Annotated in this window: 25 protein-coding genes and 1 pseudogene; 16 read left to right on the top strand and 10 right to left on the bottom strand. The window is 69.9% G+C overall.

The genetic code is table 11. The features are described 5' to 3' along the window. The first annotated feature begins 293 nt into the window (after positions 1 to 293). The 7 genes from M8J74_RS05560 (at position 294) to M8J74_RS44970 (ending at position 6,289) form a co-directional block, all read left to right on the top strand. Positions 294 to 677 carry a DUF5994 family protein gene (locus M8J74_RS05560; RefSeq protein ID WP_249835319.1) on the top strand — a complete coding sequence of 128 codons (384 nt, stop codon included), beginning with the start codon at positions 294 to 296 and terminating at the stop codon, positions 675 to 677. A 186-nt stretch (positions 678 to 863) separates the two neighbouring features. Further along, entirely contained in the window at positions 864 to 1,067 is a 204-nt protein-coding gene (locus M8J74_RS05555) for a cold-shock protein (RefSeq protein ID WP_058927560.1), read from the top strand. Between the two features lie 179 nt (positions 1,068 to 1,246). Further along, the gene (locus tag M8J74_RS05550; protein WP_249835318.1) at positions 1,247 to 2,692 is read left to right on the top strand and encodes a DEAD/DEAH box helicase; all 1,446 of its coding nucleotides are present in this window, start codon (positions 1,247 to 1,249) and stop codon (positions 2,690 to 2,692) included. 89 nt (positions 2,693 to 2,781) lie between these two features. Next, on the top strand, positions 2,782 to 3,096 hold the full coding sequence (locus tag M8J74_RS05545) for a CBS domain-containing protein (protein ID WP_249835317.1): 315 nt from the start codon (positions 2,782 to 2,784) through the stop codon (positions 3,094 to 3,096). 6 nt (positions 3,097 to 3,102) lie between these two features. After that, positions 3,103 to 3,426, top strand: coding sequence for an SCO5918 family protein (locus tag M8J74_RS05540; RefSeq protein ID WP_249835316.1), 324 nt, complete (start codon positions 3,103 to 3,105; stop codon positions 3,424 to 3,426). A 620-nt stretch (positions 3,427 to 4,046) separates the two neighbouring features. Next, positions 4,047 to 5,330 (top strand): hypothetical protein, encoded by a 1,284-nt coding sequence (locus tag M8J74_RS05535; RefSeq protein ID WP_249835315.1) that lies wholly within the window; start codon positions 4,047 to 4,049, stop codon positions 5,328 to 5,330. A gap of 221 nt (positions 5,331 to 5,551) precedes the next feature. Next, a complete protein-coding gene (locus M8J74_RS44970) occupies positions 5,552 to 6,289 on the top strand; it encodes an HAD family hydrolase (RefSeq protein ID WP_372500113.1) in 738 nt (245 codons plus the stop codon). Between the two features lie 234 nt (positions 6,290 to 6,523). Here M8J74_RS44970 and M8J74_RS05520 read toward each other — a convergent pair whose 3' ends face one another. After that, positions 6,524 to 7,372, bottom strand: a complete 849-nt coding sequence (locus M8J74_RS05520; protein ID WP_249835313.1) for an inositol monophosphatase family protein — start codon at positions 7,370 to 7,372, stop codon at positions 6,524 to 6,526. A gap of 16 nt (positions 7,373 to 7,388) precedes the next feature. Between M8J74_RS05520 and M8J74_RS05515 the strand changes: the two are divergent. The 4 genes and pseudogenes from M8J74_RS05515 to M8J74_RS05500 all read left to right on the top strand — a co-directional run. Continuing rightward, positions 7,389 to 7,786 (top strand): annotated as a pseudogene (locus M8J74_RS05515) (NF041680 family putative transposase); the annotation flags it as partial. A 32-nt stretch (positions 7,787 to 7,818) separates the two neighbouring features. Continuing rightward, positions 7,819 to 8,085 (top strand): hypothetical protein, encoded by a 267-nt coding sequence (locus M8J74_RS05510; protein WP_249835312.1) that lies wholly within the window; start codon positions 7,819 to 7,821, stop codon positions 8,083 to 8,085. 121 nt (positions 8,086 to 8,206) lie between these two features. Next, complete coding sequence (locus tag M8J74_RS05505) at positions 8,207 to 9,052, top strand: MOSC domain-containing protein (protein ID WP_249835311.1); 846 nt, start codon at positions 8,207 to 8,209, stop codon at positions 9,050 to 9,052. 36 nt (positions 9,053 to 9,088) lie between these two features. Beyond that, entirely contained in the window at positions 9,089 to 9,310 is a 222-nt protein-coding gene (locus M8J74_RS05500) for a hypothetical protein (protein WP_249835310.1), read from the top strand. 142 nt (positions 9,311 to 9,452) lie between these two features. On the opposite strand, the gene M8J74_RS05495 is transcribed toward M8J74_RS05500, so the two are convergent. Both M8J74_RS05495 and M8J74_RS05490 read right to left on the bottom strand, forming a co-directional pair. Next, entirely contained in the window at positions 9,453 to 9,764 is a 312-nt protein-coding gene (locus M8J74_RS05495; RefSeq protein ID WP_249835309.1) for a WhiB family transcriptional regulator, read from the bottom strand. Positions 9,765 to 9,983: 219 nt separating this feature from the next. After that, on the bottom strand, positions 9,984 to 10,553 hold the full coding sequence (locus M8J74_RS05490; protein WP_249835308.1) for a hypothetical protein: 570 nt from the start codon (positions 10,551 to 10,553) through the stop codon (positions 9,984 to 9,986). A gap of 65 nt (positions 10,554 to 10,618) precedes the next feature. On the opposite strand from M8J74_RS05490, the gene M8J74_RS44775 reads away from it, so the two are divergent. Beyond that, positions 10,619 to 12,259, top strand: coding sequence for a LuxR C-terminal-related transcriptional regulator (locus tag M8J74_RS44775; RefSeq protein ID WP_249835307.1), 1,641 nt, complete (start codon positions 10,619 to 10,621; stop codon positions 12,257 to 12,259). A gap of 89 nt (positions 12,260 to 12,348) precedes the next feature. Further along, complete coding sequence (locus M8J74_RS05480; RefSeq protein WP_249835306.1) at positions 12,349 to 12,960, top strand: class I SAM-dependent methyltransferase; 612 nt, start codon at positions 12,349 to 12,351, stop codon at positions 12,958 to 12,960. A gap of 216 nt (positions 12,961 to 13,176) precedes the next feature. Here the strand turns inward: M8J74_RS05480 and M8J74_RS05475 are convergent, their stop codons facing one another. Further along, positions 13,177 to 13,758, bottom strand: coding sequence for a TetR/AcrR family transcriptional regulator (locus tag M8J74_RS05475; protein ID WP_249835305.1), 582 nt, complete (start codon positions 13,756 to 13,758; stop codon positions 13,177 to 13,179). Positions 13,759 to 14,006: 248 nt separating this feature from the next. Between M8J74_RS05475 and M8J74_RS05470 the strand changes: the two genes are divergently transcribed. Then, positions 14,007 to 15,209: an alkane 1-monooxygenase gene (locus tag M8J74_RS05470; RefSeq protein WP_249835304.1), complete on the top strand. Its 1,203-nt coding sequence runs from the start codon at positions 14,007 to 14,009 to the stop codon at positions 15,207 to 15,209. 34 nt (positions 15,210 to 15,243) lie between these two features. Here M8J74_RS05470 and M8J74_RS05465 read toward each other — a convergent pair whose 3' ends face one another. The 6 genes from M8J74_RS05465 to M8J74_RS05440 all read right to left on the bottom strand — a co-directional run bounded on the left by M8J74_RS05465 (position 15,244) and on the right by M8J74_RS05440 (position 19,245). Then, on the bottom strand, positions 15,244 to 15,711 hold the full coding sequence (locus M8J74_RS05465) for a LysE family translocator (protein ID WP_249835303.1): 468 nt from the start codon (positions 15,709 to 15,711) through the stop codon (positions 15,244 to 15,246). A gap of 316 nt (positions 15,712 to 16,027) precedes the next feature. After that, the gene (locus tag M8J74_RS05460; RefSeq protein WP_249835302.1) at positions 16,028 to 16,882 is read right to left on the bottom strand and encodes an ANTAR domain-containing protein; all 855 of its coding nucleotides are present in this window, start codon (positions 16,880 to 16,882) and stop codon (positions 16,028 to 16,030) included. A 388-nt stretch (positions 16,883 to 17,270) separates the two neighbouring features. Beyond that, entirely contained in the window at positions 17,271 to 17,516 is a 246-nt protein-coding gene (locus M8J74_RS05455) for a hypothetical protein (RefSeq protein WP_249835301.1), read from the bottom strand. Between the two features lie 159 nt (positions 17,517 to 17,675). Then, positions 17,676 to 17,867: a hypothetical protein gene (locus M8J74_RS05450; RefSeq protein ID WP_249835300.1), complete on the bottom strand. Its 192-nt coding sequence runs from the start codon at positions 17,865 to 17,867 to the stop codon at positions 17,676 to 17,678. 132 nt (positions 17,868 to 17,999) lie between these two features. Then, positions 18,000 to 18,314 carry a hypothetical protein gene (locus M8J74_RS05445; protein ID WP_249835299.1) on the bottom strand — a complete coding sequence of 105 codons (315 nt, stop codon included), beginning with the start codon at positions 18,312 to 18,314 and terminating at the stop codon, positions 18,000 to 18,002. Positions 18,315 to 18,564: 250 nt separating this feature from the next. After that, positions 18,565 to 19,245 carry an SMI1/KNR4 family protein gene (locus M8J74_RS05440; protein WP_249835298.1) on the bottom strand — a complete coding sequence of 227 codons (681 nt, stop codon included), beginning with the start codon at positions 19,243 to 19,245 and terminating at the stop codon, positions 18,565 to 18,567. Positions 19,246 to 19,818: 573 nt separating this feature from the next. On the opposite strand from M8J74_RS05440, the gene M8J74_RS05435 reads away from it, so the two are divergent. Beyond that, positions 19,819 to 20,250, top strand: a complete 432-nt coding sequence (locus M8J74_RS05435) for a DUF485 domain-containing protein (protein ID WP_249835297.1) — start codon at positions 19,819 to 19,821, stop codon at positions 20,248 to 20,250. Continuing rightward, positions 20,247 to 21,857 (top strand): sodium/solute symporter, encoded by a 1,611-nt coding sequence (locus M8J74_RS05430; RefSeq protein WP_249835296.1) that lies wholly within the window; start codon positions 20,247 to 20,249, stop codon positions 21,855 to 21,857. The genes M8J74_RS05435 and M8J74_RS05430 overlap by 4 nt, the downstream gene beginning before the upstream one ends. Positions 21,858 to 21,978 lie beyond the last annotated feature (121 nt).

Below are 21,978 nucleotides of genomic sequence, written 5' to 3'. Positions count from 1 at the left end.
AAGACCGGTCGGCCGAACTGCCCGCTCGTCCCGATGCGTTCGACACATCGACACATCATCGAGACGTCGTAACGGGTGTCGCGGCATGTCTCGGCACTCGGTCGGACGCGGGAACACGGCGACGGTCTCCTCGGCTGCCTTCTCCGGACACCGGGGGTAGCCTGTGGGCACCGAGGGCTCTTCGCGCAGCGCGACATGCGGTGCCGTTCCCGGCGAGTGACGCGACGGGCAGCCGTACTCGGCTTCGGGGACGGGACCGCACGACGGAATCCAGCCGCACCGCGTACGTGGCCATGTCCACGAACGACGCCCACACCTATCGCATGCCTCTGCCCCGCCTGGTTCTCGCACAGGACGTCGGCCATGGCCCGCTGGACGGGGACTGGTGGCCGCGCTGCGATGCGCTGGAGCTCGAACTGCCGTCGCTCGTGGCCCTGTTGGAGCCCGAGTGGGGCACGACGGTGCGGGTGACGGTGGACGCCTCGCAATGGCCGCACGCACCCCGCACCGTGATGGCGCCCGGCCGCGTGATCACCGTGGAGTCGACCGATGCCGTCCACGACACGGGCTTGATCAGCCTGGACTGCGAGACCGTGGGACGCTGGGTGCTTCTTGTCGTACCGCCCAGGGAGCCCGCCGGCACGGCCGCCCGACTTTTGGCCGGGGCAGGACGGTAAATCGGCGCTCAAACACGAAATTCACGAAATTATTCCCGACCCCATGATCGGGCACGCCGTGCTACTGTCGATTCAGAGTTGCAGTTGTGGTGTGCCAAAAGGGTTCATTCTCTGACGGGTTGATCATCACGGCGACACGGAGGGCGCACAGGCCCCTCCGGGCACCGTTTCCGAAGGAGAAATGACATGGCCACCGGCACTGTGAAGTGGTTCAACGCCGAAAAGGGCTTCGGTTTCATCGCGCAGGACGGCGGCGGCGCCGACGTCTTCGCGCACTACTCGAACATCGCCACTCAGGGCTTCCGTGAGCTTCAGGAAGGCCAGACGGTCTCGTTCGACGTGGCTCAGGGCCAGAAGGGCCCGACCGCCGAGAATATCGTCCCGGCCTGACACCGGCTCTGACGCATCTTTCGCAGCTGGGGCCCGCACCTTGGGGTGCGGGCCCCAGCTCGCTGCTTTTTCACGGGGGATTCACCCCCGTTGCCTTCGGCACGTTCCGGCGATTCTCTGCACCGTTCAACGTGCTGCGGGAATTCCTTGATACGCGCCCGCATCGAGGAAGGTTCCGCATGAACCGAGCTCGCTCATCACTCGCCGCCCGCACCCCGTTTTCGTACGACCGCTCCGTGAACCCGACGGCGGGCCGCACCCACACCCGCATCCGTCCCCAGGGCCGCGGAGTCCCATCTCCCGCTGCACACGCCGAGTTCGAGCCTCCGAAGACGATCGAACCGGCGCTTCCCCCGGTCGAGGTGTTCGCGGAACTCGCCATGCCTGCAACCCTGCTGGCCGCGCTCCGCCACCAGGGCATGACCGTGCCCTTCCCGATCCAGGCGGCCACTCTGCCGAACTCCCTGGCCGGCCGTGACATCCTCGGCCGTGGCCGTACCGGCTCGGGAAAGACCCTCGCCTTCGGCCTGCCCCTGCTGGCACGTACCGCGGGCCGGCGCGCCGAGCCGCGGCAGCCGCTGGCCCTCGTTCTCGTGCCCACCCGCGAGCTCGCGCAGCAGGTCACCGACGCGCTCACCCCGTGCGCCCGCGCCATGCGGCTGCGGCTGGCCACGGTGGTCGGCGGGATGTCGATCGACCGGCAGGCGCGTGCGCTGCGGGACGGGGCGGAGGTCGTCGTCGCGACACCGGGGCGGCTCAAGGACCTCATCGAGCGGGGTGACTGCCGCCTGCACGACGTCGCCGTCACCGTCCTGGACGAAGCGGACCAGATGACCGACAGGGGGTTCATGCCCCAGGTCTCCGCCCTCCTCGACCAGGTGCGTCCCGGCGGTCAGCGCATGCTCTTCTCCGCCACCCTGGACCGCGACGTCGACCTGCTCGTGCGCCGCTACCTGAGTGACCCGGTGGTCCATTCGGTCGACCCCTCGGCGGGCGCCGTCACCACGATGGAGCACCACGTCCTCCATGTGCACGAGGCGGACAAGCACCGCACGACCACCGAGATCGCGGCGCGAGACGGCCGAGTGATCATGTTCCTCGACACCAAGCACGCGGTGGACAAGCTGACCGAGCACCTCCTCGGCAACGGCGTTCATGCCGCCGCCCTGCACGGCGGCAGGTCCCAGCCGCAACTCACCCGCACACTGGCCCAGTTCAAGGACGGTCAGGTCACGGTGCTGGTGGCCACCAACGTCGCGGCGCGCGGCATCCACGTCGACGACGTCGACCTGGTCGTCAACGTGGACCCGCCGGGTGACCACAAGGACTACCTGCACCGCGGCGGCCGTACGGCCCGGGCCGGCGCGTCCGGCAGTGTCGTCACCCTCGTCACCGCCGGCCAACGCCGGGGAGTGGCCCGGATGATGGCGACGGCCGGCATCAAACCGACGATCACCGCGGTGCGTTCGGGTGAGGCGGCGCTCAGCCGCATCACGGGCGCCCAGGCCCCGTCGGGCGTGCCGGTTGTCATCGCCGCGCCGGCCGTGAAACCCACCCGCCGGACCGCGGCGGGCACCTCGGCGTCGGCCCCAGGCCGGTCCACGGGAACACGACGCGCAGCGTGACGGGTAGGCGGCCCGCCACTCGGCCGGCGCCGACCGCCGGATCGGAGCCATCCCATGCCCCACATCCACTCGTGCCGCAGGAGGCAGCCGTGACACCCGTTCAGACCCGTCCCAGCCACACCGCTCCCGCTTCCGGTCCCGCGACCAGGGCCCACCACCTCGACTCGACCGAGCTGCGGGTCGGTGACGACATGACCGTCGAGGTGGCCCTGTCCGTCATGGTCAGCGCCGGGGTGGCGCGCCTGCTCCTGTGCGACGCGGACGACGAGCGCACCGGCTCGGTCTCCCGGGCCGAACTCGTCGCGCACCGCGACAGCTTGGCCTACACCGACCGCGTCCGCCTCCGTGACGTCCTCGGCGCTCCGCGCCCGGTCGCCGTCCCCCCTTCCGCCTTCTCCCTGTGAGGCACCATGCGCTGCGTCATCGCCCGGTACCCGTTCGAACTGACCAGGAACGGAGTGCTGGCCGCCATGGCCGGGGTCCGGCCCGAACCGGTCAGCGGCGACTCCGTGACCATCGGCCGCCGTCGCTATCCCGTGATGCAGGTGGGTGAGGTGATCACCCGGCAGGACCGCCGCGACTTCACCGGCGGCGAGGTGACCCGCGCCATGACCCACCTCGGCTTCACCTGCCACCGCCGTCCCGAGGCCGCCGCACCCCAGGCTCCAAGAACCCTCACCCCCCTCCAGGTCGCCTCGGCACTGCTCGGGAGCCCCGCCCTGCGCGACGCGTGACACCTGCGCCGGGCACTCGGCCGCCCCTCGCCACAGCGTTCACCGAACAGGCCGGACGCAGGAGATGGACCGCATAGAGCCAACCAGGGAACGGGCAACCAGAGCGATGGAACGGCCTCGCGGCCGGCCAACGCGATCGGTGCGTCGCCGACAGCACTCGAGCCGCCGCCGAGAGCCCCGGCCTACGTCCGCTCAGGTCAGAGCCGCCTTCGATCGTCGAGGACGAGCTCGACCGGTCGGCGTCGCTGGGCCGGATGAAGTCGACGGCTCGGGTGTCGACGGCTCGGGTGTCGATGGCCCCGGTGAAGAGATGGCCTAGTGGGAGAGGGAGATCAGGCGACGGCATGCTCGGAGGTCTCGAAGATGAAGGGATCGAGGGGAAGGCTGTGCGCCATCCAGTTGCCTCCGCGGTGCAGAGGATGCCGCTGCCTGAATGCGGCCGGGCTGTTCGGGGTGGCAGCGGGTGATCCGCAGGACCAGTGAGGCGCAGCCTGCCGAGAACTGCAGGGATCTCTCACGCTCAGCCAGCGAGGGTTGCGGCCGTGGCGAGGGCCGACCGGGTGAGAGGACGGCCCGGGGCTGAGCAGCTCAATGTCAGTGGCGTGTGCGACAGTCGGCGCGTGATCAGCAGTGAGAGGGGCCTGTTGGAAGGCCTGCACGAGGTGGACTGGGCTGAGCTGGGACACGCATACGGGAGAGCACAGGACGTCCCCGAACAGCTCACCGAACTGTGCGGTGACGACGAGGTCGCCCGCGAAGGTGCCATGACGTCCCTGTTCGGCAACATCTTTCACCAGGGCACGCGATACTCCGCGTCACCACATGCGGTGCCATTCCTGGCTCGTATCGCCCTGGCGGGACCCCACACGGTCCGGGACAGGGTCCTGACGCTGCTGACCCGACTCGCGATCGACTGGCACGACGAATACGACCTTCCTGCCGGCATCGACGTCGAGGCCTGGCGCACGGCGGTCGCCGCAGTGAGCCTGGACGAGGCGCTGGCCTTCTACGACGAGCAGATAGCCGCCGAACCGGACGAGGGGAAGCGCAACAGGATCAGGAACATCCGAGCGGAGTGGGCCGCCGGGCGCCTGATGGACTCACGAGCCAGCGCCCTGCTTTCCTACGACGCCGTCCGGGCAGAACTGTCCAGCCTCCTCTCCCTCCTGGATGATCCCGACCCTGTCATCAGGACCCGGGCCGCCTATCTGTCGGCCTGGTTCCCCGAAGAAGCGGCTGCCGTGCTGCCCCGTCTCCTTGACCGCCTACGGGTCGAGGATTCCGTGACGGTGACGGCAACAACCCTGGTGGCGGTCGGCCTGCTCGGCGACATCACCCTCAGGGCCCGACTCGGCCCTCACCTGGACGCCTCTGCCCCCTTGATCCGCTGGGCGGCAGCGACCGCACTAGCGCGTATCGGGAGCGCGGAGGACACCACCGGACTCGGCAGAGATCTGACCGGGCGTGTGATCAGTGAACTCTCTGCGGCCGCGGCCGATCCCCCGAAGCCGGACGTCGACTTCAACGAAGGCGACCTCCCCGGGTACACCAGTCGCTCTCTTCTGTCACTCGCGGATCACGGCCGGGAGACCGTGATCCGCGGCGTGGCCGACTGCCTGCCGGCGATGCCGCGCCACCACACGGATTGGACGGCGCGGACCGCCCTGGCCGTGGCCGTCAAGGAGAGCTTCCGCGACAGAACTCCCCCCTTCGTCGAGCTCACCGAGGGGCAACAACGCCTCCTCCAAGCACTGGCGAAGGCCGAGGTCTGGAACGCGTATGGGAAGAAGTTCGAAGAAGGCCTTCGAAGCCGCCGGCTGCCCGACACCCGGGCGGCCCTGCGCCACTACGTGGGACTTCCCGACGACGGTCAGGACGACACGGCCGACTGGATCTGGGCTTGAGCCCCCGCCGACCGCGACCTCACCTCGCGCCTCCCGCACGAGCGTCCCGAGTTCTGATTCCCACCGCTCCCTATGACCTGGCTTCAGCAACTTTCGGTGGCCCGGATGACAGCGCGAGTTGACCACAGTTGGCGATCTCCATGCCATGATCTGGCAGCGGCAATTGGCCCCACCTCGCGCCGAACGGACAGGGCCTGATCGGGCGGGCTCTGGGGGCATCTGTGCAGCGGCTGGCGCTTTTTGATCTTGACAACACTCTGGTTGATCGCCAGCTTGCGTTATCGGCGTGGGCAATGGAGTTCGCCGACGACCGAGGGCTCGGGCGCGAGGCGGTGCGCTGGCTGATCGCCGCGGACGGGCAGGGCCTCAGGGCTCGTGATCAGTTCTTTCGTGAGGTGCGGGAACACTTCGGGCTGGCGCAGTGCGCTGGGGAGTTGTGGGCCGGGTTCCGTGCCCGGATGCCGGACCTGGTTCGATGCGAGCCGGAGGTGCTGGAGGGTCTGTCTCAACTGCGGGCTTCGGGCTGGCGGGTGGGCATGGTGAGCAATGGGATGGCTGACCACCAGCTGGCGAAGATCCAGCGCTCGGGTCTGGGTGAGCGGGTGGACGCCTGCTGCGTCTCCGGTGAAGTCGGTGTCCGCAAGCCGGATGTCCGGATTCTCCAACTGGCCGCCGAACGGTGCGGGACGGCTCTTGGCGCTGGTGGCTGGATGGTCGGCGACGATCCCGAGCACGACATTGCAGGGGGCCGGGCTGCCGGGCTGCCGGGCTGCGCACGGTGTGGATCGGTGGGCAGCTCGTCTGGCCTCGGGGCGAGCCGCCAGCCGACCGGACGGTTCCAAGTGCGCTGGCCGCGATCAGGCTTCTGCGAGATGGCTTTGACGTGGGCAGTCCTTCGTGCTTGCCTCCGGGCACGCCGCCGACAGCCGGGGTCATCCCGGAGAAAGCTGATCAGGTAGCCAACCGCAGGAAGAGGGGGCGTTACGGCGGGCGGCCTATGGCCCACGACGCCGTGCTCTACCGGGAGCGCACCATGGCGGAGCGTGTGATCAACAAGTTGAAGGCGTGGCGCGACCTCGCCACCCGGTATGAACAGGACCCCCGAGAGCTATCTCGCGACACTCCACCTTCGCGGCGCGGTCATCTGGCTTATGGCCTCCGCTCTCCGATTGAGCTCCGGCTTTGCGCAGGGCCTACTCCTCATTGGCGAGGGCCTGCCAATCGCGACTGCGCGGCAAGTCCTTCACCAACTGCAGGAAGTCCTCATGCAATTGACCGTTGGTGACCAGCACCGACATGTCTCCCTGCAGTACGGACGTTCCTCCGAGGTCGGTCACCCGGCCGCCGGCTTCCGTGACGATGACCGGCATCGGAGCCACGTCCTCGTAACCCATCGGTGGACCGGCGATCACGCCGGCATCGGCCCACCCGGTCACCAGGGCCGCGATCATGCCCGTCGAAGGCATGAGGAAGACCCGACGGTGGAGAGCGGAAAGGAGTTCCTCCGGCCAGCCTGCCGGGTTGTGCATCAGCGTCCTCGCCCCGCCCAGGGCGGTCCGCCCCGAGACGTGAGCACGGCGGCCCGACCGCAGGTCCGGGTCCGGACCCGGCAGCACCCAGCAGCCCAGACCGCGGCCCGCGACGACCATCTGTTGCCTCAGCGGCATGTTGATCACACCGATGGCGGGCCCGTGCTCGTCCTCGTAGGCGAGATCGTTCGTGAACAGGGGCACCCGATGGGTGAAGTAGGTGGTGCCATTGACGGGGTCGATGATCCATCGCCGTCCCGATGACCCGCTGGTCGCGCCTCCCTCTTCGCCGAAGATCCCATCGTCCGGCGTCCGGTTGCTCAACTCGGCCCGGAGGAAGTCCTCGACGGCCACATCTATCTCGGTGACCTCGCTGCCGTCCTCCTTGCGACGGCTGTGCCAGTCACCAGCGAAGAAAGCTTCCGCAGACATCTGCCCGGCACGACCCGCCAAGCGCACAGCGAGGTCCAGAAGTTCCCGGTCGACAGGAGGCGCATCGAACGCATGGTCCATCCGGCGAGCCTTTCACTTCCGTCTGTTCAAGCAGACGCTGGGGTGGACCAAGTCGCGGCTTCGCAGCCAGGAGGCGGCCAACCGGTGTGGACATGGCTCGTGATCGCCGCCTATGCCCCGCTCCGGCTCGCTCGTCCATTGGCCACCGATCTCCGACGCCCCTGGGAGAGACCGGCTCCGCCGAACAACCGCACACCCGCCCGCGTCCGCAGAAGGTTCAGGAACCTCCACACGAAGACCGGCTCGCGGGCCGGTGCACCGAAACCATCTCCCCCTGGCCCCGGTCGACCGCTCGGCTCGAAGAACCGCTGTCCGGCCATCCGTCATGACGTGGGACGCGTCCTCGCCACCGGCGAGGCATACAGCCGTCCCACCCACCACAAGGCGGGCACCAAACCCAGTAGAACGGGCTGACGAGCGACACAGAGGACCAGCACACTGAGCTCATGCGTTATGAGGAGAGAGGCAAGCGCACGGCCGTGAAGGCCCTGGTCCCGCTGGCCATGTTTGTCGCCTCACCAGTACTCCTGATAGCAGGAGCGCCGATCCGCCGCCGCTATCTCCGCTACGTCTACCGCGATGAGGCCCCACAGATCCTGGACAAGGAACGAGGTTGGGTCAGCGCCCACTACTTCGTGGTCACCGACCCATTGTTGCGATGGCTTTGCCGGCCTACAGATTCACTCGCCCGTCTCATCGAGCGCCGAGGTTGAACGACAAGCTGAGTGCTTGTCTTGTTCCTGAAGCAGACATGATGGCGAGCCAGTGTCGAGGCGGTCGCGCGGCTCACGGTTCTGGCCTGTGGAGCCGGGGGCAACACCATAATTGATCTCCATGGGAACTGTGACGGCGTTATGCCGGTATCCGGTGAAGTCCATGCTGGGCGAGGCACTGGCGTCCGTGGTGGTGACTCATGCGGGACTGTCTGGGGACCGGACTCACGCCGTTCTCGATGAGACAGGCTCGATCGGGAGTGCCAAGCACCCGCGTAAGTGGGGGCATCTGCTGGGCTGTCGAAGCCGGGTAGCCGACGATGACACCACGGAGGTCGAACTGCCTGACGGAACTGCCGTCACGGTTGGGAATCCTGACTTGGATGCCCGGCTGTCCAAGCTGCTGGGCCGTCGGGTGTTTGTCTCATCGAGCGCGCCGGCTCACAGCACGCTGGAGCGTGCTGTGCCGAAGTACGAAGGCGGTGTCCCGGATGCCGTGCGAGCAACGGCGTCCGTGGACGGCACAGGAGAGGAGATCACTGTCGGCAAGGTCGCGTCGGGAACGTTCTTCGACCACGGCCGTGTCCACTTGGTCACCACGTCCTCGCTGGCAAAGCTCCGATCCGTCTATCCCGCCGGCGATTTCGATCCGCGTCGCTTCCGGCCGAACCTGGTGGTGGACACCGGCGATCTACCGGCCTTTGCGGAGGACGGCTGGCAGGGCCGGCGACTGCGCGTGGGCGAGGCGCTGTTTCGCGTGCTGGTGCCTACGCCTCGCTGCGTGGTACCCACGCTGGGCCACGACGAGCTGAAGGCCGACCCCGGCATCATGCGTGCGATCGCCCGCGAACACCGGATACCGGTCTTCGACCTGGGTCGGCTGGCATGCCTCGGGGTGTACCTGGATGTCCTCGAACCCGGCACGGTCCGACTGGGCGACACGCTCACGCGGCAGGACGAATCATGATCAGACCGTCAGCCATGGCAGGTCGGCCTCCGTGAAGTGACCTTCTCCGACACGAGCATCCTGGAGCCGTTGGCGGCGGCGTGGGACGACTGCAGAGCCCGGCAGGGCTGGGTTCGCGTCGTGCACAGCAGTATGATAATCGACTTCGTGCTGCTGGCGGGCGGTCTGCTCGACCGCTTTCCCGCCCGTGCCAGCGCCCAAGACGCCTGGAACGGCAGAACAGCGGCCGCGCACGGCCCGGTCCCCTTCCCTGCCTGAAGGGCCCCTTCGGTTGCCGGTAGGTCAGTGGAGCAGCGCGTGGAGCCGGTGCGGATCTACCGTCCCGGGTGCAGGCTCCGGGGGGGGCACACGACCAGCCGTCGATGTCCTCGCACCCACGCCCTCGCGCCCTGCGATCGCCTCAACTCGCCTGTCGGACCCCCGCGGTGACGGCGCCCGTGCGTCCGTGCTCCACCCGGGCCATCTCCAGCAGACGCCTCCAGGACGTGACCGTCGGCCGTCGCCGCAGCAGGGCACGACGTTCTCGCTCGGTCATGCCGCCCCACACACCGAACTCGATGCGCTGGTCCAAGGCGTAGGCGAGACACTCGGTGCGGACGATGCAGCCGTTGCACAGCGCCTTGGCGCGGTTCTGTTCGGCCCCCTCGACGAACAGGGCGTCGGGGTCGGCCTTCCTGCACAGCCCTTGCTCACTCCAGTCCGTCTCCGTCATTGCGTGATGCCGTCCTCTCCCGTCATCGTCCTGCGGGTTGCCACCGGCCATGATCGACCGGCATATGACGTTACGTCGTCAGGAGGACCGTTCCTGCATCTGCGCCGCAGCATCACACCTTCGGGTGACCGGCGCTTGCTTCCTGGGCACGGAGGCGTTACGCGATGTTGTAGAACCCACCGATCAGCGCCGGGTCGGTGACCGCCGCCCTGCCCGCTGCTAAAGAGGTGCCAACTCCACCCTGCCCGTGAATCGACCACCCACTCGAGCGGCCAACCAGTGGACACGGGCGATCTGGTCGCCGTCGCCATCCCGGACGTGCACATGGACCGTATGGTCCTGCGAGGGCTCGTCCTGGTAGAGATCCCGGGAATTCACGCTCAGCGTGAGGTACGCGTACTTCTGCGAGATCTTCTCCAGTCCCGCTTCGGGAACCGCGGGCCAGGCGCTGAGATCCCACCGGACGGCCGCCGGGTCCGGCCCCAGAGCGGCGATGAAGGGCTCGGCGCGGTCCAGCGGACGACACCAGTCGAACACGCGGATCGGCAGGCACTCCGCCGGGTCGTCACCGGCCTCCGCCGAACCGTGCTCCTTGCCGGCCAGCGCCCACCATTGCAGATCAGGCAGCACGTGACGCACTTGGGCCAGAACACCCGGCGACCTGACGACGGCTTCGAAATCGACCTCTGCCTGACCGAGGTCCGCCAGGTCCAGCAAGGTGCGCACCGCACGTGTCGCTTCAGACAGGTCGCCGGTGGTGAGGACAGCGGACGCAGCGGAGTTGCTCATCCCGGAACCATAAGACGCCGCCCACGGATCGACCCCCGTGGTATCGCCCCGCATATGATCCCGCTGTGACGGCAGGACCGGAGGCGGCACGTGCCGCGTACGCCCAGCATCGATGGGGCGCCGCCCGTGATCTCTTCGCCGCTGCGGCGGCGGACGGCGACCTCACCGCCGTAGACCTGGAGCGGTGGGGGCTCGCCGCGTTCCTGACCGGCCATGACGCCGAGTCCGACGCCGCACGCGAGCGGGCGCACCACGCCTACGCGGGCGCGGGTGACGTCGACGGTGCGTGCAGGGTGGCGTACTGGCTGGCCCTCGCCCTCACGTTGCGCGGCGAGGCGGCCCGCGGCGGTGGCTGGTTCGGCCGTGTGCAAAGCGTCCTCGAGGCTCACGGCGTAACCGATTCGGTGTGGGCCGGGTTCCTGCTCGTGCCCCGCGCCATGGCCGCGTTCTTCGGCAACGAACTGCCGACGGCGCTCGCCGTGGCCGAGCAGGCGATCGAGTACGCCGGGCGGTTCGGCGACGCCGACCTTGCCGTCCTTGCCCACAACGCGCACGGCCAGGCCCGGGTGGGCGGCGGTGATGTCGAAGCCGGACTCTCCGAACTGGACGAGGTGATGGTCCGGGTGACCACCGCCGCGGACGTCTCGCCGCAACTGGTCGGCCTTGTCTACTGCGCGGTCATCAACACCTGCCGGGACGTCTTCGACATCCACCGCAGCAGGGAGTGGACCAGCGCGCTCAGCCGGTGGTGCGCCGCACAACCCGACCTCGTTCCCTACCGCGGGCAGTGCACCGTCCACCGTGCCGAGATCCTCCAGCTCACCGGCTCCTGGCCGGATGCGGACGCGGAGGTCGCCCGGGCCCGGGCGCAGGCCGAGGCCCTCGCCCATGACCCGGCCACCGGGATGGCGCTCTACCAGCACGGTGAACTCCTGCGGTTGCGTGGCGACTTCGCCGCCGCCGAAAGGGCCTACCAGGCGGCGCTTCGCGTCGGGCACGACCCACAGCCGGGCTTCGCCCTGCTCCGCCTGGCCGAACGGCGAACCGGCGCGGCGCTCGCCGCGATCCGCCGCGCCGTCGACGAGGCGAGCCGTCCGTCACTGCGCGTGCGCCTGCTGCCCGCGTACGTCGAGATCGCGCTCGCCGCCGACGACGTCGAAGCGGCCCGGCGCGCGGCCGAGGAGCTCGTCGAGGTCTCCGGCCGCCGGTCAGCCCCGCTGCTCGACACGGCCGCCCAGCAGGCGATCGGAGCCGTCCGGCTCGCCGAGGGCGACCCTGCGGCGGCGCTGCCCTGCCTGCGCCGGGCCTGTTCACTGGCCCAGGCGATTCCGGCTCCCTACGACGCGGCCCGGTGCCGCACCCTGATCGCCCTTGCCTGCCGTGCCCTGGGCGACCACGAGAGCGCCGAGCTCGAATTCGGAGCGGCCCGCTGGATCTTCGATCAGCTGGGAGCCGTACCGGAGATCGGGCGCATGGACCGTCTGACCCGCCGGTCCGACGTGCCCGCTCGCCCCGGTGGGCTGACCCTGCGGGAGGTCGAGGTGCTTCGGGCGGTGGCGACCGGCGCCACGAACCGTGCGATCGCCGAGGCGATGTTCCTTTCGGAGAAGACGGTCGCCCGGCACGTCGCGAACATCTTCACCAAGCTCGGCCTGTCGTCGCGGGCGGCGGCCACCGCGTTCGCCTACGAACACCGCTTGGTCTGACGCCAAGGGCGATCTGCATAGTTCTGCCGATGCGGCCGGCCGCCGCCGGCTCCTACGGTCAGCCCAAACGATTCGACCCGGGAGCCGTCATGAGCAGGGGATACGCCGTCGCGTACGCACTGAACCTCACGCCTTGGGAGCGCGCCGGCACCGGTGGCGCGGCCGCACTCGACAAACTCATCGCCCGGGCCGAGACCGAGCTCGGCGGCCCGGGACGCGCGCTCGACCTGGGCTGCGGATCGGGCCTGCACCTCGTCGCTCTCGCCCAGCGCGGTTGGCAGGCCACCGGCGTGGACCTGATCGGCAAGGCCGTGCGCCGGGCCCGGGTCCGCGTGGCCGATGCGGGCGTGGCGGCCCGCGTTCTTCAGGGTGACGTCACCGCGCTGGACCGGGCCGAGGTCGGCGCGTCGTACCACCTGCTGCTGGACATCGGCTGCTTCCACGGCCTGGACGACGGACAGCGCGCCGCCATGGGACGTTCGGTCACCGCCGTGGCGGCGCCGGACGCTCTGCTGATCCTGCTCGCGTTCCGGCCGGGAGCCGTGCCGAAGCCGCTGCCGCGCGGCGCCGACGCCACGGACATCGAGACCGCGTTCCCCGGCTGGCGCCTCATCGACAGCGAGCCCGCGCCCACCGAGGGGATGCCGGCTCCCCTGCGCAAGGCGGCGCCCATGTTCCATCTGCTGCGGCGCACCGCCTGACGGGTGCGGACGGCACCCACTGCGCGTCCTCCGCTGCAGCCACGCAGGTCACGGCGGCCACCGCCGCGAGGCCCGGCAGGCGGCCCGGTCGGACGGCGGGGATCAGAGCGGTGCGCACGGAATGCCGGGCGGCCGTCCTGAAGTCGGCCACCGCCCGGTGGTGGGGATGTCGATACCTCCGCTCGGTGGTCGGGAGCTCGATGCCCTGCTCGGCGCTCAGGATGCAGCCGGCAGTCCCAGGACCGCGCAGGCGGCGCGCGAGACGCGTTCGGGCGCGTCCGGGGTCAGCGGGGAGGGCAGCAGCATGTGGCTGATCGTCAGCCGCACCGCGAGGTCGGCCGCCTCCACCCGGCGCTCTGCCGCCACCTCCGGCGCCACCTCGCCCAGCCACTCCGCCAGCAGCTGCCAGGCGCTGGTGAAGACGGGCTCGGATCTGCTCGTCAGGAACGGCAGCAGCGCGTCCGTACCACCCCGCGCCGCGGTCAGTACGGCGCCGATGAAGGGATTGGCACCCGCCTCGACCAGGGCGTGGGCGACCCCGGCCCGCAACGCGGCGGCGAGGTCGTCACGGCGCGCGTCCAGCACCACGGCGAGGCCCAGCAGGAACTTCTCCGTCTCGCGGGACACCAGCGCCTGCCCGATGCCGGCCCGGTCACCGAACTCCTTGTAGATCGAGGGCCGGGAGACGTCCGCCCGCAACGCCAGGTCGGCCACCCTCACCCGGTCCCAGCCGCCCTCCGCGGCCAGCGCGCGGGCCTCTTCGAGCACCCGCTCCCGCATCTGCTTGCGCCACGCCACACGCGGTGGATCGGGGCGGGGCTCGGAGGGAAGGGACGGACGGCTCTCACGCACCCCGGCAGTGTGCCATCCCCTCGTCTTCCCGGGACCCCGGGCCAGATATCTGACTTGACGTCAGAACGTTTACACGGTGCCCCCTTTGTCAGCGCTCTCGTCTCCGTGGCACTGTCGGCTCACCCCCCCCAGCGCGGGCTTCCGCCGTCCCGGATCGGTGCGGCGGAAGCCCGCGCCCTCGTCAAGGAGTCCTCATGGAGCCAGCGCCGTACGATGCCCGCGTCTGGCGGGATCCCAAGCGCCCCCTGTGGCTGCTCGCCCTCGCCGTGCCGACCTTGCCGTTCCAGGCGGGCGGCCTGGTCGCCCTCACGCACCTGCGCGCCTTCTGGTGGTGGGGGCCGTTCTTCGCCTTCGTCCTGATCCCACTCATCGACTGGCTGACGGGACCGGACGGCGCCAACCCGCCGGACGAGGCGATGCCGCGCCTGGAGGCCGACCGCTACTACCGCTGGTGCACCTACCTCTATCTGCCGCTTCAGTTCGGCGCCCTCGTCTGGGCCTGCGGCCAGTGGGCGACCGGTCGCCTGCCGGTCGCCGACAGCCTGGGGCTTGCCGCGACGACAGGAGTCGTAGCCGGCGTCGCCATCAACACGGCCCACGAACTGGGCCACAAGCGCAAACAGTTGGAGCGGCGGCTGAGCCGCATGGCACTCGCGCAGACCTGGTACGGGCACTTCTACGTCGAGCACAACCACGGTCACCACGTGCGGGTCGCCACACCCGAGGACCCCGCGAGCAGCCGGATGGGCGAGAGCTTCTGGCGGTTCCTGCCGCGCACCGTGTGGGGCAGCCTCAGCTCGGCCTGGGAACTCGAGACGCGCCGTCTGACCCGGCGCAAACGCGCGGTGTACGGCCCGCACAACGAGATCCTGACCGCCTGGGCTCTCTCGGCCGCGTTGTTCGCCGCACTCACCGCGGTGTTCGGCTGGCAGGTCCTGCCGTACCTGGCGCTGCAGGCCGTGCTCGGCTTCTGCCTGCTGGAGACGGTCAACTACCTGGAGCACTACGGCCTGCTGCGCCGGCGCCGACCGGACGGCCGCTACGAGCGCGTGGCCCCGCGCCACAGCTGGAACAGCAACAACACGGTCAGCAACCTGTTCCTCTTCCAGTTGCAGCGGCACTCCGACCACCACGCCAACCCGCTGCGCCGCTACCAGACCCTTCGTCACTTCGACGAGGCGCCCCAACTCCCCTCCGGTTACGCCACCATGATCGTGCTGGCCTGGTTCCCGCCGCTGTGGCGCCGGGTGATGGACCACCGGCTGATGGCGCACTACGACAGTGACCTGACCCGGGCCAACCTCCACCCGCCCCTGCGGCGCCGGCTCTTCGGCACCGCGGACACGCCTCCCGCCGCGTCATCGGCCACCCGGCCCGGCGCCCGCAACGCCGGCTGAAAGCGGCGGATCCTCGTGGCGAGCGCCGCGCCTCTCAGGCAGCCGCGACGCCGATGCCGATCGCGATGAACAGCCAGCCGGTGGCCGGCTCCCACCTGTCACGGATCGTCGGACGGGCCAGAAATGCCCGCAGCCGTGCCGCGACGGCGACCAGGGCGAACCAGTAGGCGACCCCGATCAGCACGTCCAGGAACCTGAGGAAGAAGATCTGCCGGGTCGTCGATCCGCCGCCATGGACGAACTGCGGCAGCACGCTGAGGAAGAACAACGCGGCCTTGGGGTTGAGTACGTTCGTGAGGAGGTCAACGGTTCCCGTGCTCTCAGTACCCGCGCCGCAGGTCTCCGCGCGCCCGGCGCGCCGCTGCCGGATCGCACGGCGGGCGGCCGACACCGCCCGGACTCCCAGGTGGACGAGGTAGGCCGCACCCAGCAGCCTGACGACGTCGAAGACCACGGGCGAACGCGCGGCGATCAGCGAGAGCCCGAGGGCCGCGGCGAGCATGTGCACGCACAAGCCGGCCTGGGCCCCCAGCGCTGCGGCCCGCCCCTTGAGGGGGTGTTCGGCGCCGATCTGAGCACGACGAGGAAGTCGGGGCCGGGGACGACGTAGGCCGCCAGGACCACTCCGAGAAAGCCGATGAGGTCGACCGACACCCGCACTCCGTTTCGTCGGGCCCTTGGCCGCAGGGCGAAGGTGTCGACGAGTACCCCAACGCTCCGCAGGCAGCGGCACTTGGAGGGGGCGGGGAGTCAACGGCCGTATACCTGGCTCCCGTCCGGGCCCGATGCCGGGCGACGGGTACCGGGACGGCGGACCGTCAGCGCCTGCCGGTGACCGTCCGGTGGAGGTGGTCGAGCGCGGTGGGGACGACGGTGCCGCGGTGCCACGACAGCCAAAGGCCGACCTGCCTGCCCAGTTCGTGCAGCGCGCCGAGGCGGTCGGGCGACAGATCGTTCAACGGCCGTGCGTGATGGGAGGAGATCATGCCCCTCACGGCGCCGTTCGGACCGAGCAGCGGCACGCTGTGGCAGGCCTGGCTACCGGCGTCCAGGATCGTCTGCCGGGATCCTTCGTCGAAGATGTCGGAGGCCCCGACGTCCTTGACGGTGACCTGCCGGACCTCTTCGGCGGCCTGCGCGCAGGAGGTCGTCGAAGAGGCCACGAAGGCGAAGTAGTCGGTGAAGGAGCGGTCCAGGCCCGTGTGCCTTTCCATACGCAGCACCCCGCTCTCCACCACCTGGACGTTCCCCATCTCGGCACCCGTGAGGTGCAGCGTCCGTTCCAGGGCGGCCTTGAGGACGGCGCCGTAGCCGGACCGCGCCGGTCCGCCCGCCCGCAGTGCGGGCACCGGCGGCTCAGGTCTGCGAGGACGGCTCGGCGCCCAATGGGGAGCCTGCATCTGGGGGGCGGGAAGGCGTACCGCGACGTCCGCGAGGACGTGGAGCTTGATGTTGAACCGCTGAGAGGTGCGCCGCAGCAGGTCGAAGGCCTCCTGCCGGGACGAGATCCCGTAACGCGACATGAGCAGGTCCTCGGCCCGTGCGACACCGGCCTGCGCCAGCCGCCGGTTCCGCTGCCCGACGACGTCCTCCTCGGCGTCCCGTGCGGCGTCCCCGGGGACGGGGCGCTCCCCGCCCGACGGCGCGACGGGCATGCTGGGGGTGTCGGTCACGGTCGGGCCTCCAGACCTTCGCGGCGACCGTGCGGCGACACGCGATGGCGCTGCGCGCACGAGCGCATCATGCGGTGCTCCGGGACGAAACACCCGCCTCCACTGTATGCATGCCCCGCGTCACCGCTTCCAGACAGGGGTGGCCGCAGGCGGCTGACCAGGCATGCAGGGCGGCGGGACGCACTCGGCCGGCCTTCCGCACAGGCGCGGGGCGGGGGCCCGGGTGTGGAGCGGTGGGGCCAGGCGTGGAGCGGTGGGCCCGGACGTGGAGCGGGCGGGGCCGGGCGGCCCCGCCACTGTGTCCACCTGCCGCTGCATGGCGGCCGGTCTCAGGCAACTCCGCCGCACCGCGGGGCGTCGCCACCCCACCGGTCGGTCCCGAGGTCGCCTACGCGGTCAGCCACCGGTGCAGGGCCTGATGCACCTCGGCGGGGAGCGCACTGATCTGCTCGATGGCCTCGCAGTCGCCGGGCAGCGGGGCGATGCCGGCCGCGGTGAGCACCGCGTGCAGTTCCAGGCGGCGCAGATCACGCGGCTCGATGTGGCAGGGGAGCCGGTGCGCGGGGTTGGGCGGCGGCAGCAGGTGGTCGTCGGTGTGGAGAGAGCTGATCACCGGGTGGGTCGTCAGGGTCATACCGCGCTCCTTGCTCACAGGTGGTGTGGTTGTCGATGTGGGAGAGGCGAGTCGGTGGGCTTTCAGTTGCGATCTGCGGGCGTCATCACGCAGAGGATGCAATCCGGTGTTTGTCATATCCGCCGATGCGCGGACGGCGACAATGCCGCGACACCAGCGTCACGGCCACTGGAAGGTGGGCTTGTCCTGTCGGCGCGCACGCACAGCCGCCTCTTCAGCGGCCTGCATCTGGGCACACCAGGCACACTCCACACCGGTGCCCGCATGGCAGCTGTCGTCATGGACGGACGGCTGGAACTGTACGGCGCGGACACCGGAAACGTACTCATCGTGCTGGGGCTGTTCGTTCATGACGTCTTCAACCGGTACCGGCCCGGCCTGGTTGCTGTCCGTGACCGTGCGCCCACCGCCCCGCAGACGTTCCGTGACAATGCGGCCGATATGCAACAGCCATGTGGCATCGCGTTTCAGCCAGTCGGCGAGTCAGCCGCAAGGGGCGCGAGGTGTGGGTGGCGGCAGGGTGAGGATGCCATCGACCGTCTCCGCCGCCGCGGCCTGTTCCTTGAGCGTGGCCAACCGTTTCAGGAGGGCGTAGCCCTCGACCAGGACGGTCTCGTGGCCCCCGTAGGACTCCAGGTTGATGACGGCAGCCTCCACATGCCGGATCTCGGACACGAGCATCGCGACACCGTGACCGCGAGCGACCGCGGTCCCTACGCGGGGATAGAGCACCGGCAGGAGTTCGGCCCCGCTGGCGTTGCGGATGGTGTCGGCATCACTGCCGCCGGTGGCCTCCATCCTTTCTCGGGCATGTTCGACCACGCGGACGAGAGTCCTGAAGTCCGTCTGACTCAGCGCGAAGGCCACGGGGGTGTCTCGGGCGTCGGAGACGGGTTCGTCCCGTCTTCCCTTCGAGAACCAGGCCACTGACGCCCCCCAAGTCGATGCGTGCCAGGTGGAGACCGGTCCCCGCCCGATGACGGGCCTTGCCGAGACCCTGACAAGTTTATATGCCAACTGTTGCTCGATAGAAATGATCCGTACGCGATCAGTCGACATCGTCATCGGGGAGGGCTTCGCACTGCTGCTCCGTGCGCTCCAGCCAACTCCGGTACCACTGAGCGAAGTTCTGACCGGACGGCTTGATCCCGAGGTCCGCCGGCCTCAGGTCCTCCCAGATGGCGCCCCGGTACGGGCCCGTCATCACCAGCAGTGACGTATAGCCGCACCCTTGCTCGCTGAGGAAGACCGCGCCGGCTTCCTGGGCGTCACTCAGTTCCTCGTAGCGCGCGTCCCACGCCCGGTGCGCGCGGCGGAACGCGTCGTCGGTCGCGAAGGCCTCCCTCTCGGGCTCCTGCGTCTCGAGCGAGTCGAGCTCCTCCTGGAGTGCCTTCGCCACGAAAGGCTGTCCGGCGAAACGGGCCGTGGTGGGCTGCCCGGGAAAGGCGAGCCCGATGCCGCGCCATTGCCACCCGCTGTCACCCGGGACAGGCGTCATCAGACCGTAGTCGGGGCCGGCGCCCCCGCTTCCGACACACAGCAGGAAGCTCCGGTACTCCGTCGGCAGGCCGACACCCAGGTCCGCTTCCAGCGCGTTCAGTTCTCCCTCGTCCATGACGGGGCCGAGGCGAAAGCCATGGCCTCGGGCCCCGAAAACCTGCTGTGCCCTGGGGTGTTCGGCCAGTCGGAGCACCCGCTCCCTGACTCCCGCCCATATGCCTACGGTCATGAACACACGCTATGGGGACGCGAAGCAGGTCGACATGCGATTATCGCGGCGCTCGAGCCTGGCCAAGCGGTGAGCGGCGTGACCGGCGCTTCCGCGCGAACTCCGCCGCCCCCTCTCCACGCGTGCATCCCCGCACCGGCAAAGCGCCAGATGCCGCAGCCGACTCGGGGATGGCTGCGGCATCCGCGCCTGCATCCCCCGGAAGGCAAGAGGAGGATCACCTTCCGGAGGTGACCGTCGACTGCCCCGCCCGCGCGCACCCACACTGGGCCGCCCAGGTGAATCGCGCGTTCCGTCCCCCGGCGGCACCTGACGACGATCACCCTGCCGGTCCCCGGCGCGCCCCCGGAACAGAGCCGTACCCGACGCCGCCGCTGCACCCGGTCGAGCACCTTCGCCACACTCGCCACACCCGCAACACCCGAGGTCAGCGCGGGAACCGGGTGCCACCAGGCAGTTCACCGGAAGCCGCTGCGCGCGGCCCGCAGGCCGCATAACGTGCGGTATCCCGAACCGCTCCCCCACACACCGCGGTCCGCACCTCTTGGGCCCAGACCACCAGGAGATCTTGGGATGTCCTCCGACAGCTCCGAGTTATACCCGGCGCAGCACCGGCCCGCCCGGCACGCCTTCCCCGGCCCGGCACCGCAGTCGCATCGCGCGAGCGAGGTGCGGGTCCCGGCCCGCGCCCGTTCGTGGACCGGTCCCCACCGCGATCTGCGGTTGCTGCGGCGGGCGAGCCGACGCCTGCGCCGCGTGGCGACCCTGGCCGCACTCGGTTACTTCGCCGTCTTCCTCACCCTGACCGTCCGGCTCCCCTCGCTCATGACCCGCCCCGCACCCGGCGGGCTGCCCACCGGCCTCCTGCTGGCCCTCGCCCAACTCCCCGTGACCTGGCTGGCGGTGCTCCTCTACGAGGTCACCGCACGCCGGTACGTCGACCCCCTTGCCCGGCGCGTCCGCCGGTACGCAGGCGGCGCCGACGACGGGGAGGGACGGCCGTGACCGACTTCTCCGGCACCGCCCAGTCCTGGTCGCTCGTCGCGTTCTGCACGGTCGTCACCCTCACCCTTCTGCTGTGCGTGCTGACCGGCCCGGACCGCGACGACCTCGCCGAGTTCTACACCGGCTACCGTTCCCTGTCGCCCCTGCGCAACGGACTGGCCATCGCCGGTGACTACATCTCCGCGGCCACCGTGCTCACCATCGGCGGCGTCATCGCCCTGTGCGGGTACGACGGTGTCGTACTGGCCCTGAGCACCTTGCTGTCGCTGCTGTTGCTCATGGTCCTGCTGGCCGAACCCCTGCATCACACCGGCCGGTTCACCATGGGCGACGCGCTGGGCCGACGGCTGTCGGGCCGCGCCGTGCGCATCACGGCGTGCGTGGTCACCCTGGCCTCGCTGGTGCCGATGATGGTCGTGCAACTCGCCGGAGTGGGCCAACTGCTGGCATACGTGCTCGGCTTCACCGACAGTGCGATGCGGACTGGCTGTGTCGTCGGAGCAGGCGGCCTGATGATCACGTATGCGGCCCTCGGGGGCATGCGGGGCACGGCGCTGATCCAGATCCTCAAGACGGTGATGCTGCTCGGTTCCGGGCTGATCGTCGCCGGGCTCATCCTGCACACCTTCGGCTGGAACCCCCAGACCCTCTTCCGCACAGCCGCGCGGCGCAGCGGTGCGGGTGACGCCTACCTGCGCTTCGGTCTGCAGTTCGCCAACGGCCCGCACAGCGACCTCGACATGGTCAGCACCCAGTGCGCCATCGTGCTCGGCGGCGCCTGCCTGCCGCACGTCACCATGCGCATGTACAGCGCCGGCAGCGCACGCCAGGTGCGGCGCGCGATGAGCTGGGCGGTCTCCACGGTGGCCCTGTTCATGGCCGTCGTGGTCGTCATCGCGGTCGGTGCCACGGCCCTCATCGGGCGGACCGGCGTCACCGCCGCGGACGCGCGCGGCAACACCGCCTATCTGCTCGGCGCCCGGGCCGCGTTCGGGATGCAACTGTCGCACGCGGAGAGCCTGTTGTTCACCACGGTCACCACGGCGATCTTCCTGACGCTGCTGGCTTCCGTGTCCAGCATGACGCTCGCATGCGCCAACTCCCTGGCCCACGACGTCGCGGCCACGCGCCGCCCCCTGGGGCCGCAGCGGGAGACGGCCCTGGCGCGGCTGGCCGCACTCGCCGTCGGCCTGCCGGTGATCCTGCTCGCCGTGGTGGCCCAGCACCGCAGCCTCCAGCCGCTCGCCATCCTGTCCTTCTGCCTGGGGGCCTCGGCGATCGCCCCCGCGCTCGTGTACAGCCTCTTCTGGCGCCGCTACACGCGCACGGGGTTGTTGTGCACCCTCATCGGCGGCACGCTGAGCGTCCTCGTCCTCATCACCGGCACCAACCTCGTCTCCGGCACCCCGCAATCGGCCTTCCCCGACGCCGACTTCAACTGGTTCCCCTTCACCACCACGGCCCTGGTCTCGGTACCGGCGGGCTTCCTGTGCGGTGTGCTGGGCACCGTACTGACGCGCAGACGGACGGCCGTACGAGAAGGAGACCACTACGAGGCCATGGAACATCTCCTGCTGGCAGGCCCGTCAGGGCAGGGGAGCGGATGACGCGACACCTCGCTCGCGCATCGCGGCGAAGGGCGCCTGCATTCGCATCTCATCCGGGCGTTCGACCGCACGACGCACGTTTCTCACCCGGGAGAACGAAAGGGCAGCACGGTGCGGTGGC

The sequence above is a fragment of the Streptomyces panaciradicis genome (assembly GCF_023516615.1).
GTDB classification, from domain to species: Bacteria; Actinomycetota; Actinomycetes; order Streptomycetales; family Streptomycetaceae; genus Streptomyces; species Streptomyces panaciradicis.
Note: the sequence above shows the minus strand (reverse complement) of the source record. Positions and strands in the feature narration are given on the sequence as shown.

Excerpts from the sequence above, each read along its gene's own strand:
- M8J74_RS05560 (WP_249835319.1), top strand. The coding sequence starts at position 294 with ATGTCCACGAACGACGCCCACACCTATCGCATGCCTCTGCCCCGCCTG.
- M8J74_RS05555 (WP_058927560.1), top strand. The coding sequence starts at position 864 with ATGGCCACCGGCACTGTGAAGTGGTTCAACGCCGAAAAGGGCTTCGGT.
- M8J74_RS05550 (WP_249835318.1), top strand. The coding sequence starts at position 1,247 with ATGAACCGAGCTCGCTCATCACTCGCCGCCCGCACCCCGTTTTCGTAC.
- M8J74_RS05540 (WP_249835316.1), top strand. The coding sequence starts at position 3,103 with ATGCGCTGCGTCATCGCCCGGTACCCGTTCGAACTGACCAGGAACGGA.
- M8J74_RS05520 (WP_249835313.1), bottom strand. The coding sequence starts at position 7,372 with ATGGACCATGCGTTCGATGCGCCTCCTGTCGACCGGGAACTTCTGGAC.
- M8J74_RS05510 (WP_249835312.1), top strand. The coding sequence starts at position 7,819 with ATGCGTTATGAGGAGAGAGGCAAGCGCACGGCCGTGAAGGCCCTGGTC.
- M8J74_RS05505 (WP_249835311.1), top strand. The coding sequence starts at position 8,207 with ATGGGAACTGTGACGGCGTTATGCCGGTATCCGGTGAAGTCCATGCTG.
- M8J74_RS05495 (WP_249835309.1), bottom strand. The coding sequence starts at position 9,764 with ATGACGGAGACGGACTGGAGTGAGCAAGGGCTGTGCAGGAAGGCCGAC.
- M8J74_RS05490 (WP_249835308.1), bottom strand. The coding sequence starts at position 10,553 with ATGAGCAACTCCGCTGCGTCCGCTGTCCTCACCACCGGCGACCTGTCT.
- M8J74_RS05480 (WP_249835306.1), top strand. The coding sequence starts at position 12,349 with ATGAGCAGGGGATACGCCGTCGCGTACGCACTGAACCTCACGCCTTGG.
- M8J74_RS05470 (WP_249835304.1), top strand. The coding sequence starts at position 14,007 with ATGGAGCCAGCGCCGTACGATGCCCGCGTCTGGCGGGATCCCAAGCGC.
- M8J74_RS05465 (WP_249835303.1), bottom strand. The coding sequence starts at position 15,711 with ATGCTCGCCGCGGCCCTCGGGCTCTCGCTGATCGCCGCGCGTTCGCCC.
- M8J74_RS05455 (WP_249835301.1), bottom strand. The coding sequence starts at position 17,516 with ATGACCCTGACGACCCACCCGGTGATCAGCTCTCTCCACACCGACGAC.
- M8J74_RS05450 (WP_249835300.1), bottom strand. The coding sequence starts at position 17,867 with ATGAACGAACAGCCCCAGCACGATGAGTACGTTTCCGGTGTCCGCGCC.
- M8J74_RS05445 (WP_249835299.1), bottom strand. The coding sequence starts at position 18,314 with ATGGAGGCCACCGGCGGCAGTGATGCCGACACCATCCGCAACGCCAGC.
- M8J74_RS05440 (WP_249835298.1), bottom strand. The coding sequence starts at position 19,245 with ATGACCGTAGGCATATGGGCGGGAGTCAGGGAGCGGGTGCTCCGACTG.
- M8J74_RS05435 (WP_249835297.1), top strand. The coding sequence starts at position 19,819 with ATGTCCTCCGACAGCTCCGAGTTATACCCGGCGCAGCACCGGCCCGCC.